12 protein-coding genes, 1 tRNA gene and 4 pseudogenes are annotated in these 14,064 nt (G+C 52.2%); 13 read left to right on the forward strand and 4 right to left on the reverse strand.

What is annotated here, in order from left to right:
• Positions 1 to 26: 26 nt before the first annotated feature.
• From hisD to AC4GMC_RS13515, 8 genes are all read left to right on the forward strand, one after another.
• Entirely contained in the window at positions 27 to 1,328 is a 1,302-nt protein-coding gene (gene hisD, locus AC4GMC_RS13480) for a histidinol dehydrogenase (protein ID WP_487878564.1), read from the forward strand.
• 87 nt (positions 1,329 to 1,415) lie between these two features.
• Complete coding sequence (locus AC4GMC_RS13485) at positions 1,416 to 1,889, forward strand: UPF0262 family protein (protein WP_487878563.1); 474 nt, start codon at positions 1,416 to 1,418, stop codon at positions 1,887 to 1,889.
• Positions 1,890 to 1,892: 3 nt separating this feature from the next.
• Positions 1,893 to 2,351: an arsenate-mycothiol transferase ArsC gene (locus tag AC4GMC_RS13490; protein WP_487878562.1), complete on the forward strand. Its 459-nt coding sequence runs from the start codon at positions 1,893 to 1,895 to the stop codon at positions 2,349 to 2,351.
• A 203-nt stretch (positions 2,352 to 2,554) separates the two neighbouring features.
• Positions 2,555 to 2,773 carry a translation initiation factor IF-1 gene (gene infA, locus AC4GMC_RS13495; RefSeq protein WP_011455993.1) on the forward strand — a complete coding sequence of 73 codons (219 nt, stop codon included), beginning with the start codon at positions 2,555 to 2,557 and terminating at the stop codon, positions 2,771 to 2,773.
• A 10-nt stretch (positions 2,774 to 2,783) separates the two neighbouring features.
• Positions 2,784 to 3,371, forward strand: coding sequence for a Maf family protein (locus AC4GMC_RS13500; protein WP_487878561.1), 588 nt, complete (start codon positions 2,784 to 2,786; stop codon positions 3,369 to 3,371).
• Positions 3,368 to 4,411 carry a ribonuclease E/G gene (locus AC4GMC_RS13505; protein ID WP_487879125.1) on the forward strand — a complete coding sequence of 348 codons (1,044 nt, stop codon included), beginning with the start codon at positions 3,368 to 3,370 and terminating at the stop codon, positions 4,409 to 4,411. The genes AC4GMC_RS13500 and AC4GMC_RS13505 overlap by 4 nt, the downstream gene beginning before the upstream one ends.
• Positions 4,411 to 4,593, forward strand: coding sequence for a DNA gyrase inhibitor YacG (locus AC4GMC_RS13510; protein WP_487877285.1), 183 nt, complete (start codon positions 4,411 to 4,413; stop codon positions 4,591 to 4,593). The genes AC4GMC_RS13505 and AC4GMC_RS13510 overlap by 1 nt, the downstream gene beginning before the upstream one ends.
• A 93-nt stretch (positions 4,594 to 4,686) precedes the next feature.
• Positions 4,687 to 4,761: transfer RNA gene (locus tag AC4GMC_RS13515), tRNA-Phe, on the forward strand.
• A gap of 447 nt (positions 4,762 to 5,208) precedes the next feature.
• Here AC4GMC_RS13515 and AC4GMC_RS13520 read toward each other — a convergent pair.
• Together AC4GMC_RS13520 and AC4GMC_RS13525 are read right to left on the reverse strand one after the other, a co-directional pair.
• Positions 5,209 to 5,970: pseudogene (locus AC4GMC_RS13520) on the reverse strand (IS5 family transposase).
• A gap of 118 nt (positions 5,971 to 6,088) precedes the next feature.
• Complete coding sequence (locus AC4GMC_RS13525; RefSeq protein WP_487877284.1) at positions 6,089 to 7,495, reverse strand: peptidoglycan-binding domain-containing protein; 1,407 nt, start codon at positions 7,493 to 7,495, stop codon at positions 6,089 to 6,091.
• Positions 7,496 to 7,724: 229 nt separating this feature from the next.
• Here AC4GMC_RS13525 and AC4GMC_RS13530 point away from each other — a divergent pair.
• The 5 genes and pseudogenes from AC4GMC_RS13530 to AC4GMC_RS13550 form a co-directional block, all read left to right on the forward strand.
• Positions 7,725 to 7,982: pseudogene (locus AC4GMC_RS13530) on the forward strand (transposase); the annotation flags it as partial.
• 198 nt (positions 7,983 to 8,180) lie between these two features.
• Positions 8,181 to 8,324: pseudogene (locus AC4GMC_RS13535) on the forward strand (integrase core domain-containing protein); the annotation flags it as partial.
• Between the two features lie 751 nt (positions 8,325 to 9,075).
• Positions 9,076 to 9,828: a hypothetical protein gene (locus AC4GMC_RS13540; protein ID WP_487877283.1), complete on the forward strand. Its 753-nt coding sequence runs from the start codon at positions 9,076 to 9,078 to the stop codon at positions 9,826 to 9,828.
• A 955-nt stretch (positions 9,829 to 10,783) separates the two neighbouring features.
• Complete coding sequence (locus AC4GMC_RS13545) at positions 10,784 to 11,059, forward strand: hypothetical protein (RefSeq protein ID WP_487877282.1); 276 nt, start codon at positions 10,784 to 10,786, stop codon at positions 11,057 to 11,059.
• Positions 11,060 to 11,832: 773 nt separating this feature from the next.
• Complete coding sequence (locus AC4GMC_RS13550; protein ID WP_487877281.1) at positions 11,833 to 13,071, forward strand: tyrosine-type recombinase/integrase; 1,239 nt, start codon at positions 11,833 to 11,835, stop codon at positions 13,069 to 13,071.
• Here AC4GMC_RS13550 and AC4GMC_RS13555 read toward each other — a convergent pair.
• Complete coding sequence (locus AC4GMC_RS13555) at positions 13,063 to 13,629, reverse strand: tyrosine-type recombinase/integrase (RefSeq protein ID WP_487877280.1); 567 nt, start codon at positions 13,627 to 13,629, stop codon at positions 13,063 to 13,065. The genes AC4GMC_RS13550 and AC4GMC_RS13555 overlap by 9 nt on opposite strands.
• A 197-nt stretch (positions 13,630 to 13,826) precedes the next feature.
• A pseudogene (locus tag AC4GMC_RS13560) lies at positions 13,827 to 14,064 on the reverse strand (hypothetical protein); the annotation flags it as partial.

Genomic DNA, 14,064 nt, shown 5'->3' on the forward strand with positions numbered 1-14,064 from the left:
AGGCCCTGCGCGACATGGAGGGGCCGATGCCTGTATTTCTGAACACCCGCGACAGCGACTTTGAAACACAGTTCACCACGCTTTTGGGTGCCAAGCGCGAGGACAGCCCGGATGTGGATGCTGTGGTAGCGGGCATCATCGCGGACGTACGCGCGCGCGGGGATGCCGCGGTTTTGGAATTGACGGAGAAATTTGATCGGCTGACGCTGACGCCGGAGACTTTGGCGTTTTCCGCTGAGGAAATTGACGCAGCTGTGGCGCAGGTGCCGCAGGCGGAGGCGGAAGCGCTGTCGTTGGCGGCGAGCCGGATCCGGGCCTATCACGAGCGGCAGATGCCCCATGACGAAAGCTGGACGGATGCCACGGGCGCGCGGCTAGGCTGGCGTTGGGGCCCTGTCGATGCGGCTGGGTTGTATGTGCCGGGTGGATTGGCCTCTTATCCGTCAAGCGTGTTGATGAATGCGATCCCGGCGCAGGTTGCGGGTGTGAAGCGCCTAGCGATTTGTGCGCCGACCCCTGACGGTGTGGCGAACCCTTTGGTGTTGCTGGCTGCGCGTCTTGCGGGCGTCGACACGATATACCGTATTGGCGGCGCGCAGGCCGTGGCCGCAATGGCCTATGGCACCGAGACTATCGCGCCCGTGGACAAGATCACTGGACCCGGCAATGCCTTTGTGGCGGCGGCCAAGCGGCGGGTGTTTGGCAAGGTTGGCATCGACATGATCGCTGGCCCCTCAGAGATTTTGGTGATTGCGGATGGTGACAATGATCCTGATTGGATCGCCGTCGACCTGCTGAGCCAAGCGGAGCATGACGAGAGCGCGCAATCGATCCTGATCACGGATGATGCAGAATTTGGAGCGGCGGTTGCCCGTGCCGTTGACGCACGACTTGAAACGCTGGAGCGGCGCGCGATTGCAGGGCCGTCATGGCGCGACTATGGCGCGATCATCACCGTAGCGGACCTTGATGAGGCCGCCGCCCTGAGCGACCGGATCGCGCCTGAGCACCTTGAGTTGTGTGTGGCGGACCCTGTGGCCCTTTCGGAGAAGATCACCCATGCGGGCGCGATTTTTCTGGGACAGTGGACCCCTGAGGCGATTGGTGACTACATCGGCGGGCCCAACCACGTGTTGCCCACGGCCCGCTCGGCACGGTTTTCCAGCGGCTTGTCGGTGATGGATTTCCTCAAACGCACGACGCTGGCGCAGATGACGCCCGAGGCCTTGCGTGCTATCGGTCCCGCCGCCGAGACATTGGCCAAGTCCGAGAGCCTTGAGGCCCACGGGTTGAGCGTGCGGGCGCGGCTTGATCGCCTCAATCGCTGAGAATTTTCCACCTCCCCTTGGCGCGGTCCTGCTTTTCGGCGTATCAGGGGCGCAATGGGGAGGACCCTTGACGGAAAGGCCATACGCATGAGCGCTCAGATTTGTCATATCGAGATTGACGACGCCAATCTGCCGACCCCGACCCCCGAGATTGAGCAAGAACGCAAAGTCGCGATTTTTGATCTGCTTGAGGACAATTCTTTTTCTATTGCCCGCCCCGATGCCCCTATGGGGCCCTATCGGATCAACCTGGGCATCCGCGAGCGGCGCCTTGTGTTTGCGGTGACCACCGAACACCATGACCCTGCGGCGGAATTCCAGCTTGCGCTGGGGCCGTTTCGGCAGGTAGTCAAAGACTACTACCAGATTTGTGCCAGCTACTTTGATGCGGTAAAAACCCTGCCCCCCAGCCAGATCGAGACAATTGATATGGCCCGGCGCGGCATCCACAATGAAGGTGCGCGCATCCTTCAGGAACGATTAGAGGGCAAGGCCGACATCGACACCGACACGGCGCGACGTTTGTTCACACTCATCTGCGTGCTGCATTTCGGAGGCTGATGCGTGTCAGGGGGGGAACAGCCACAATCGGTTCTTTTTTGCTGCGATCATAACGCAGTACGCTCCCCCATGGCTGAGGCTTTGATGAAAAAGCTGTATGGAATGGACATCTATGTTCAATCCGCCGGTGTGATGAACGATCTTGAAATTGATGGCTTTGCGATTGCGGTATGCGCCGAGATTGACGTGGAGCTGGAGCGGCATCGTTCTCGGTCGTTTGAGGAGATGCAGGAATGGGGGGATGACCTGTCGGGGTTTGATTTGATCATCGCCCTATCACCCGCCAGCCAGCGCATGGCGTTGGATTTGACGCGCCTGTACCACCTAGAGGTGGAGTATTGGCCCATCATGGACCCTACGGGTTTGGGCAATAACCGCGATCAAAAGCTGGAAAGCTATCGGCAATCGCGCGATCAGATCCGCGACAAACTGCTGGAACGGTTTGGGCCGCCCCATTCATAAGGCGTACAATTGGGCGTTATGACAGCCATTGTGGCCCGTTCGTTAACGATTTCGACAGACCCTTTACGGTACAAAACCTTTGATGCCCGAGCGGGTCTGTGTGGCCTGCGCGTGCAAAACTGCTTTAGCCCTTGAAGTATGAACAAATTGCGCGCATTTACACCGCACCTGCGAACTGCGCAGGCGATTTTGATGGAGTGACCATGGCCAAGGAAGAAATGCTCGAATTCCCCGGCGTCGTGAAGGAACTCCTGCCAAACGCGACATTCCGGGTCGAGCTCGAAAACGGCCATGAGATTATCGCACATACGGCAGGAAAGATGCGCAAGAACCGGATCCGGGTTCTGGCGGGCGACAAAGTGCAGGTTGAAATGACACCGTATGACCTGACCAAGGGACGGATCAATTACCGTTTCAAATAGGGACGTGCGCGTGCCACACCCTCGGCTGATCCTAGGCTCCGGTTCACCCCGGAGGCTAGAACTGTTGGCGCAGCTTGGCATCACACCTGATGATGTGCGCCCCCCCGACATTGATGAGACACCCCTGCCTCGTGAAATTCCGCGCGTCTATTGCGAGCGGATTGCGGCAGGCAAGGCTGCGGCGGTCACCGCCGAGGCCGATGACATTGTTCTATGCGCCGACACGACCGTCGCGCTAGGACGACGCATTTTGGGCAAACCCGAGGATGCCGCCGAGGCGGAGCGGTTTTTACGGCTTTTGTCCGGGCGACGTCACCGGGTTATTACCGCGCTTGCGGTGCGACGCGGCGCACAATCGTGGCAACGCACGGTTGAGAGTGCGGTGCGCATGAAGGTTCTGTCTGATGCAGAAATCGCGTGGTACATCGCGAGTGATGATTGGCGCGGCAAGGCTGGGGGCTATGCCATTCAGGGGCCTGCCAGCGCATTTATTCCCTGGATTTCAGGAAGTTTTACCGGGATCGTCGGCCTACCATTGGCCGAGACAGCGGGCGTGCTAAACGCCGCTGGCCTTCCGGTGTGGAAAGGGACCGCATGAAGGGTATTGTGATCGCGCTTGATACGGTGGCGGGACGTCCCGCAGCCGCGCGTATGATTGATGGCCAGCTGGATGATCTGTTGGTCGATCCAGCCGGGGATGTGGCCCTGCCCGGGACGGTATTCCGGGGCGTCTGTGATCGCCCAATTAAGGGGCAAGGCGGGATGTTCATGGATCTTGGTGCAGGCCGCACCGGGTTCTTTCGTCAGGCCAAGGGGCTCGCACCCGGGGATACTTTTTTAGTTCAGGTGACAGGTTTTGCAGAAGCCGGAAAGGCTCTGCCCGTCACTGATCGCGTGCTGTTCAAGAGCCGCTATTGCATCGTGACGCCTGGGGCGAAGGGCTTCAATGTCGCGCGCTCTGTGCGCGACGACGATGAGCGGGAGCGTTTGCTAGAGATCGCGCATGAAACCGTGTCGGTTGATGGTGGCGCGGGCTTGATCCTAAGGAGTGCGGCTGAGGGTGCGGATGCGGATGAGATCGCCGAAGATTTAGCCGCAACTTGGGAATTGGCGCAGCAGGTTTTGGCCGATGCAGGCACTGGCCCTGAGTTGTTGCTCGACGGCCCCGATGCTCACGGTTTGGCGTGGCGTGACTGGTCCACTCCGCCAGAGGATGCCATCGAAAGCGGCTCCGGCGCATTTGAGCGCGCCGGCGTTCTGGACGCATTGCCAAAAGCCACGGGCGCCGAGGTCCGGCTGGGCGAGGCATCCATGTTCGTGGAGCCGACCCGCGCCTTGGTTGCGGTGGATGTGAACACAGGCGGCGACACTGCACCAGCGGCGGGATTGCGTGCCAACTTGGCCGTGGCCCGCGCCCTGCCCCGTGCTTTGCGCCTACGCGGCTTGGGGGGCCAAATTGTGCTAGACCTTGCGCCGATGCCCAAGAAAGACCGCCGTGCGTTTGAAGACGCGCTCCGCGCTGCGTTCCGTGCGGACAGCATCGAGACCGCCTTGGTCGGTTGGACCCCTTTGGGGCACTATGAACTGCAGCGCAAACGCGAACGCGCCCCGGTTCCGACCGATGTGGAGGCGCTGTAATGCCCTGCCCAATCTGTTCAAAAGAGACGGTCACCAAGTATCGCCCGTTCTGCTCCAAGCGTTGTGCGGACGTTGATTTGGGGCGTTGGTTGAACGGATCCTACGCAGTTGCATCACAAGATGAGGACGATGCAGAGGACGCCGCCGCGGAGATGGAACGCCAGAGACAAAATCCGCACTAAGACATCGGTTTTTTTGCATTGTTCACTGGACACTGCCGGAACGCTGGACTAAACGACGACGACCCCAGACAAAGTTCGCTTTGTCAAACGGATGCCCGGGTAGCTCAGGGGTAGAGCAGTGGATTGAAAATCCTCGTGTCGGTGGTTCGAATCCGCCCCTGGGCACCATTTTTACTAATAAAATCAATAGCCCAGTCAAGCGTGGCGCACGCTTGAGTTGTGTAATTCAAAAACACACCATAAACACACTTTTTGCCGTGTTGCTGGCAATTTTGACGAGCGGAATCACGGTGTTGAACACAGTGTTGGCTAGTGCTGCGTCGCAAACACTGTGTTGGCAAAGTTTTGGGCGAAATTGATTGGCGCCACAATTGGTTGAGTCACCAACACCGTGGGCGTTAGTAGGCCCCACACACCGACGTGGACAATTTCAGTACTAAGATATGACGATTCGATCTAATGCGAGACTACGAGATCACCTGTCATGATCATCGTGTAACGATCTACATCCTTGTATTCTTGCAAGAGAGGTCTTTAGCTATCTAACCAATTTACCCCACATTTGATATTTTCGTCTAGCATTGCGCTGTCTCTAGGGTCTGGACTAATTGAGTTTCAAAGCCAGTAGATGACGAGGGCAGCAAGTGCGATTACTGAGAGGAAGACCTTGGGGCAACGGTCGTATCGGGTTGCCACACGCAGCCAATCCTTGAGCCTGCCGAAAATGATTTCGATCCGGTTGCGCCGTTTGTATCGGCGCTTGTTGTACTTCACCGGCTTCTTGCGTTACTTCCGATCCAAGATACAGGGGCTTATTCACTTGTCTTTCAAGGTTTCTATGAACCAGTCGGCGTCATATCCACGATCCTTGAGCAGCCAGTCGACATCGGGCAGGCTGCTGAGCAACGCCTGTGCCCCGATGTAGTCGCTGACCTGACCCGCGGTAACGAACAGGTTGAGATGGCGTCCTTGGCTATCACAGATCGCGTGCAGCTTGGCGTTCATCTCGCCCTTTGTGCGACCAATCAGGCGTCCACGCCCCCCCCTTTTTCACGCCCATGCTGGTCGCTGTTCGGTGGGCCTTCAGATAGGTCGCGTCGATCATAACCGTTTTCTTCTCGCCATGATGGGCAGCAAGACCGACCATCATACGCGCGAAGATGCCCTTGTCGCTCCGACGCGCTTCCAGCGATAGTAGAGTATCTTGTGCGGTCCATAGACAGCAGGTGCATCGCGCTATCGTAAGCCATTGCGATTAATGAAGATAATTCCACGCAACACACGCCGATCATCGACGCGTGGTTTGCCGTGGGACTTAGGGAAGAAAGGCTCAAGTCGCGCCATCTGCGCATCAGCCAGCCAAAAAAGATCAGATATGTCCACCGCTCAGATTTCGAACCGTGAATCACGCCCCTACATGGAAATCAATTGGTCCTGACCTAAGATAAAGTGGCGGGCAAGAGTTGACCCTTACCCGCCCAATTACCGCACGATACTATTCGAAAAGGCTATCCAATTCGGCATCACTGACTGTAGCGGCAAAAAACTCTTTCGAACCCAGTTCGTTCATGTAACTTGCATACGCTGCCAAAAGGAGTCCGCTCTCCACGGAAAGATTGTAACCCTTTGCGAAGCGACCTTTATTCCTGCGGATCGATGTGGCTGTAGCGCCGTCTTCATAGATTAGAAATACAATCTCAGTGGATGAGTTGCCCTCGATCTTTTCTTGACACTGAGCTGCTGGAAAACAAGACGCAACTTTTTCAAAGCGTCTTCTTACGCCCTTTTCTTGAGCAGTATCGCTCCACTCATTAATCTTAACCATACTCTCTTCAAGGCTGGTCAAATTATCAGTCACGAACACAATTGTTTCTTGAATTTTTTCGAATTCTGATTGCTCTGTGGTGAAGTTGAAGTCGTAGCTTAGAATACCTCCGTCTGACACGTAAGGTTTGATCCATAATTCGCCTTCCTCGGCAGTTCCGGGAATATAGTAAGGCACACGCGGGAATACCTCCGACGCTTTGACCGCTGTGATACCCAAATTGCCATTGGTTGGTCTAACAGGAGTGCCGTACTTTTGATTGACCTCAACTTCAATCTCGACAATCAAAGATCTTAAGTCCGCTAGACGATCGCTAACAGCTTGTAATTTATTTTGACCGCCAGCTTCTGTTGTCTTTGCTTTGACATGTGCCTCGATCTGCTCAAGCAGTGCTAGCTCGCTGGTAAGGCGGTCAAATCTCGCTTGAATATCTGCGCCGATAACATTCACATTGATGCTATTGCTGACTGCTGTGACATTGGTGACTTGGGTAGCAACTTGGCTAGGTCGAGGCGCTGTATTCTGTCGGTCTGCAGGTGCCTGTTGTACTACCACTTGAGTTGTGGTCGGAGCAGCAGGCTGTGGTGCAGTCAGATCGAGCAGGTACTTCTGGAGTAAACCGCAATACCCATTTGGCGATTGGGCGACGAGCTGCAGCGTAGCTGCTCCATTCGCTTGGGCCTTGAAACTAGATTGGTCTAAAAACTGTTTTTCAAAGTTGTCCAGTTTACCTGTCATCGGTCTGTTGAGGCAGGCTTGGAATCTGTATACCGCGTCTGTTGTTTTACGGCCGAAAATACCGTCTGGCGTTCCAGTGTTGAAGCCGAAGTAGTTGAGATTCTCCTGAATTCGTTTATTTTCAGCTCTTTGCGCGCTCGAGATGGTCGGTCTGCTCGATCGTTGGGCCGACGGTCTTTGTGCATTGTTACTTGATTGTGCGGCGTTACCCGAGTTGGCGATGGCTGCACCAATAACCGCTCCCATCATTCCTTTAATAAAGTCGTCATTCGCGAGGCTCGGTGTAGCAATTAGTGTCGATGCCAACAGCCCCAAAAAAGTTAGTCTAGCTTGCTTCATTAGAGCGTCCCTCTCCAGCTTTTACCTTTTGTCAAAACTAAGTGAGAGGGCGTCATATTCAAGTCTTAATTTGATCCTTTCGACGGTTCACTATTACTCGCTTGAAAAAGTGGTGAGCTAGCCCCCAAAAATCGAACACTGACGTAAGCTGCGATCTATATTGTGCTGATCTTCAACACGAAGGAGATCAGGAAAGCCGAAATGGAAGCAGCATCATCCAGAATTCAAAGCCAAGGTGGCGTTGGAGGCGCTGAAAGGCGTAGAGACGGTCAGCCAACTGGCCAGTCGGTTCGACGTGCACCCCACGATGGCCCATCAGTGGAAAAGGGCTCTGCTTGGAGGCGCTTCAGGCGTATTTGAGCGTAGTCGCCGGAAGGCACCGGAAGGCGATGAAAAGCGGGGCAAAGACCTGCACGCCAAGATTGGGAAGTTGGCCGTCGTACCGATTTTTTGGCCAGAAAGCTCAAAACCCTGGACCGGCAAGTGAGGCGCAAGATGATTGAACCAAACCTGCCGGGCCTGTTGGTTGGCAAGCAATGTGCCTTGCTGTCGATCTCGCAGTCCTCGCTCTACTAGGAGCCGAAGGGCGAGAGCGAGATGAACCTCGACCTGATGTGCATTATTAATAAGCTGTTCCTTGAGACCCCGCTTTACGGCGCTCAAACGTGCGCATCTTAAGGGATGCAAAGGCCGCTTCCTCGATAACATCTTCGCAGAACGGCTGTGGCGGTCGTTGAAGTATGAATGCGCCTATCTGCATGCCTAAGAAACCAGGTCGAAGGCGAAGGCAGGTGTCAGAAAGTGGATCGACTTCTACAACCACAAGCGCCCCATCCTGCCCTCGGCGGCAAGCCACATGCTGTGGTCTATTGGCAGGAAATTAAGAAAAACCAACCCCGATCAGCAAGTGCAAATAGTAGCTTAAGCTACGCCAGACTCCGTTCAACAAGTAGGGAGTAGATCAGAGAGCTTAACGATGCCATCAAACTCCGTCGACCGCGCAGAAAATATCTTGATCGATTTTCACTGGAGTTCGAGAAAAGCCTCGAATTATGTCACCATTTTCATCTATCTGACATGAAAGACTAACAAGTCCCATCTCGTATAACTGCTCTATTAACCATTCAGCAGCAAGCGAAGGCGATTTGTTATAGGATTTATACACAAAGGTACTGGAAGAACACTCACCAAAATAATAATCGAGAACTTCTTTGCGATCCACAATGAACATATGCTGCCATCTTTTTTCGAACCCCATTAACCATATCTTGCCATCTCTAGATTTATTTACGATGACATATCACGCAGAGGGTTATGTCTACAGTTTCGTTTCTGAATATAAGATATTGATCGACAGAAAGTGAAGCCCCCTCGCAAAAATGGAACGGCCAATCTACATTTGAACGTAAGTATTTGATTTAAAAATAAATAATTTGAAACTATGCACAAATATGCCCGTAGAACCAGCACTCATAATACACACAAGCTGAAATATGCTTTGACATAAACCTAAACTTATTGTGACTATTCAGTATTGTTTTCCTTTGATACCCCCCAACTAAACGGGTGGAGGATGATCAATGCAGACAGATCAAAGGTTAGACATAATACTCAAGAAAAATGCTCGAACTCAATCGGTTTCGAAGCACAAAGAATGTGCGCTTACTGATTTTTCATTCGACACACAACTAGTAGATAGACGAATTTTAGTCAAAGTATGGCGCCCAGAAATAGAGAATGCCGCCCAGAAATGGATAGTAGATAACCGTCATAAATCCTTCTTTATCGCAAGTCTTCGACTAGCAATAGCGTATCAAAATTTAAACCAAGTATCTATTGAAAAAATTTCTCAAAAATCTGGCTACTCACGATCAACATTTTTTCGCTTATTCGGAAAGCAGTCAGAATTCATTCTAAAAACTTATCAGATGATCTGCTGGCTATCAGTTAAAGTGTATAAGAAATACTTGAATGAGAAAAAACTAGATACTGAAGAATTTGTTGATTTCACGATCAGTATGTTCTTTGGATCTAACCTTACATTTGAGCCCCCTCTTATCCAATCTCTATGGCATGAGTCTCAATGCTCCCATCGAGATTTCCATCCGCATTTAGAAGATCTATCCGATATAGTAGTTATCTATTTGCGTAATAACGAGTCAACAAAGCACATCCCCATCCTATCAGACGATATCACAAGGGTATTAGGAATGCTTGACTTAGAAATGCTCAACGCAAAGTTGGAAAACAGCTCTGAGAGTGGCACCCCAAAACAATATATAAGACTTAAGCACATACTAAGAGGCTATCTTTACTCCATTAGCACAAGATGACCCTAAACCTTTATTCGTTTTAACAGAGAGATTCAGGTACACTCCTTCATATCTACGCGAAAATCCTTTTGAAAATGTTACACGAATCCCAACGGGCTGCTTTGGACTACGCAAAGAGCGCATCGCATGTTACCGCTTATCGAGGAAAGTAGAGTTTGCAGCATAGAGATGAGGGCTCACAAACAACCTTTATCAGCGCTACGCGACAACAACGGACGTATAGTTTAGTAGGATTCAAATGAACCTATTAAACAAAAAATTAGACAAAACCCCTTAAGTCTTTAAATTAAAATACTGTCGGTGGCGCACATCCGCCTCTGGGTACAATTTATTTTATACAATCAATTACTTAATAAAGCGATATATACGCTTGAATTGTGCATTTCAAAAAACACCATAAGCACATTTTTTGCCGTTTTTCTGACTATTTTCTGGGGAGAATCAAAGTGTCGAATACAGCCTAATCTCTAATAGCCAAAACAGGAGTGCATGCATATGCTCTAATCACTCCGTGCAATCATCAAGCAATTGATTTGGCAGCCCTAGTTGAAGGCCGCTTTATCACCCCAAGGGGCCTAACATTTACAACTCGAGGACTGATTTCTTTATATGGGCGCATAACGCGCTCTATTGCTTCGTCTTGCTTAGGCGCAGCGCAGATATGTTTGACTGTTCCTTTTTCTGTTTCGACGGTAATTTCATACCGGGGCAACTGCACAGCCGTTGACATCATCACATCCTTGTTCTGTAAGTAGCGGATTTAGTGTCACAGCTTGTGAAGCAACGCCATGATCGCACAAGTATCAAATTGCCACCAAAGTGAGTTGAGCTCGTATCTTATGTGGTAGAGCGCCTTCACTTCGAAAGCCCTCTCGACTGGCATTGCAAACAGACCAATCTATAGGCTATGGGTGCAGGCCCCTTGCAAGAGGTGATCACCAGCATCGGATGGATTATGTTTAAAAAAATTATAACTCTGCGGCTGCTACTTGATGAGATGGAGCAAGATATTGGTATCTCGGAGTTATCTGACCCCGAGAAAAGCATCTTCCTTGCGGCCCAAGACATAAGAAGTGAGCATCACTACGTCACGACTAAAGACTTGCTCGAACACAAACTTACACAAAGCTTAACTCGGCCAACCTTCTTTCGCTGCCTCAAAAGCATTCAAGAAAAAGGGCTGATCGTGCAGTCGCCACGCAAGTCGCGCGGGGAGTTTGAGATAGTGTAAGGCACCGAGCCCTTTCTATCGCATCTTAGAGGCTACGAACCCGTGCGAACCTATTGATCAAGATCAACGTAACCATCAAGAAAAACAGGCCGGAGACATCTCCGATTAGAAACCCCAAGGCTAAGATCAGCCAATTCACATCGAGCTGAAGACCGTAAAGAGTTGCGTGTCCAAGACCGTTGCCAATAGACGCCAATACACCAGCAAGAATGATGAGCTTCCAGTGCGACCTGAGCTCGCTGTCACTGTGATAATTCCACGTCCGGAATACCAGGCAAACAGCCAAGAAACCTGCAAGTATCGATATGAGTGACGCGGATATGTCTTGCTCTGATTGCAAGACGAACCACAAGTATGACCATGTGAGAAGATGGCCCGGGAGCAGATAGAAAATTGCTCTCCAACCATACAGATAAATTGTCAGCAGTCGCACCCCGTGAGGCAAAAACAGCAAACTTATGTTCATGGGCAACCAATGGAAAAATACATCCTGAAGCGGCATTACGACTGTAATTGTGAACAAAAACAAAATGCAGTAAGCAACTGTTACCGTCAGCACAATCTGACATTCAACCTTGCAGGCCGCTCGATCCATCCACGTCTTCCCCGTATGCGCGCCTAGACTGATCGCCCTAAGCTTCGCGATTGTACAATTGGCGGGTCGTTACCCCAATGCCGCAGCAATCTCAAACTGTTTAATCAGCACCTGCAGAAACACACTTCCGTAGACTTGTTGGTACGCCCTGCCGTAGTGTTGCTGTGAGGAGCAGGATATGCGGCAGCTGCGCGATGACACACATCTGATACTAGACGGCGAGGTGCGCGTGTATCGGCGTGAGCGCAGCAAGCGCTGGCAGGCGGCCTTTGTGATTGATGGACACACTATTCGCATCAGTACCGGCAAGCGCGATTTGTCCGAGGCCAAGGAGTACGCTCGCGAGACGTTTCTTGAGTACAAGTTCCGCCACAAGAACGACCTGCCTGTTGTGACCAAGAAGTTCTCTGACGTTGCCAAGCTGGCCATCGCCGATATGCGCAAGCAGCTGGATGCTGGTTTAGGCCGCAAGGTCTTTGCTGATTACATCGTGTGCATCGAGCGCTACCTGATCCCCTTCTTTGGGGCACAGTTTGTAACCACCATTGATTATGAGAAGATCCAGCAGTTCTACGAGTGGCGGCGTGAGAAGATGGGGCGTGAGCCAAAAGCTTCTACGCTCAACACGCATAACTCTGCCATGAACCGTGTGTTTGATGAGGCTGTGGCCCGTGGCTTTATCGCGCACAAGAGTGTGCCTTTGATGGTGAACCGTGGCGAGAAGAGCGAGCGGCGGCCGGACTTCACCCGTGAAGAGTACCGCACGCTGATCCGTAAGTTGCCAAGTTGGATTGACGCTGGCAAGTCAGGCAAGCCCACAGACATGCGTCACCTCATGCGGGACTATGTGCTGGTCCTAGCCAACACAGGCATGCGGCACGGCACAGAGGCACTAAACCTCATGTGGAAGCATGTGACCCTGTTTGAGGATGGTGGTCAGCAGTACCTAGAGATGAGCGTGACGGGTAAGACTGGGCGCAGGGACATCATCTGCCGCAGTGGCACGCTGAACTATCTCAAGCGCATACATGAGCGGTCTGAGGACATACGGCATATCCCCTTTAACGACCTACTCAAGCAGCGCATTGATCTACCTGTGTTCAGGCTGCCTGATGGAACAGTGAGCAAGAACATCCACCAGACTTTTCGCAAGTTCGTCACAGACGCAGGGCTAATCACATGCCCGCGTACAGGGCAGAACCGTACTCTCTACAGCCTACGTCACACCTATGCGACCTTCGCCCTACTCAACGACGGGATGGATATACATGCCCTCGCCGTACAGATGGGCACGTCAATCGGCATGATTGAGCGGCACTACAGTCATCTAACCCCGCGCCTTAAGAAGGACATGCTTACAGGCAAGAGGTATGAGTTGAGTAGGGACGAGTTTGAGGGGCAGCAGACGTCAGAGTAACTCCACGGCCTCACTCAGCTGCTCTGCGTTCACATCAATATACCTCTGGGTAGTGGATATGTGGCTGTGACCCGCCAGTTCTGCGAGTAGCCGCACCCCTACCCCTTTGTTGGCTAACCGCGTGATGTAAGTACGTCTTCCTGAGTGACTAGACGCATCCTTGAGTCCCACGGCCTTGTAGATGTCGAGGAACAGCTGGCACATTGTGTTAGCTGAGAAGTGGCCACCTTTTTGGCTGGTGAACAATGCATGATGCGGCTTGGCTGTGCGGATTGATGCGCTGTACTCCTGCAGTGCTTTGCGTAAGCGTTGGTTGAGATACACAGTGCGTGTGTGTCCACCTTTGCTTTGCTCTGCTGTGAGGATGAACTGTGTGCGCGCGTTGCCTGCTTCATCAAACACATTGCCAACGGTGAGCGCTGCGATCTCTTTTGCTCTCAGCCCTGCATAAAAGCTTGTAAGTATGATTGTCTCATCGCGCGTTGGATGACGCCTGCTGCGGCAGTACTGTATAACCCTGCGCAGCTGCGCATCGCTGAGTGTCTGTGCTTGGCGCATCGCCCTATCTCCTCAAAACCTAATCATTTGTTAGCTTTGAGCATAAAATCTGAGATATTGGTCTTCCTACCGGAAAGACGTCTACGCTGAAGTCTATGTTTTACAATGACTTACGCAATAATCTCATACTATGTAACTTCTATGAGGTTTTGGGCTGTGTGACTGCGCTTGTGAAAACTGCACAGGTAACGGCGCAGTCAATGCCGCTGTGCAGGGCTAACGATGTCATCAGTGTCTAATTGCAACCATGCTGCCCACAACGGCGTCTTGAGATACACAGCATCAGATCTCTTGGAACCTTGATCCCTGTGTTCCAGCAATACACCCGCCAACAAAGCGGACGCAACACACAGCTGTAACATGCAGACGTTGCCCGCCACGCTGCGTATTTCGCGGAAGCTGGGCAGTGATTTCGCGCGATCTCGGGCACGCGTT

This window comes from Thalassobacter sp., assembly GCF_982993085.1.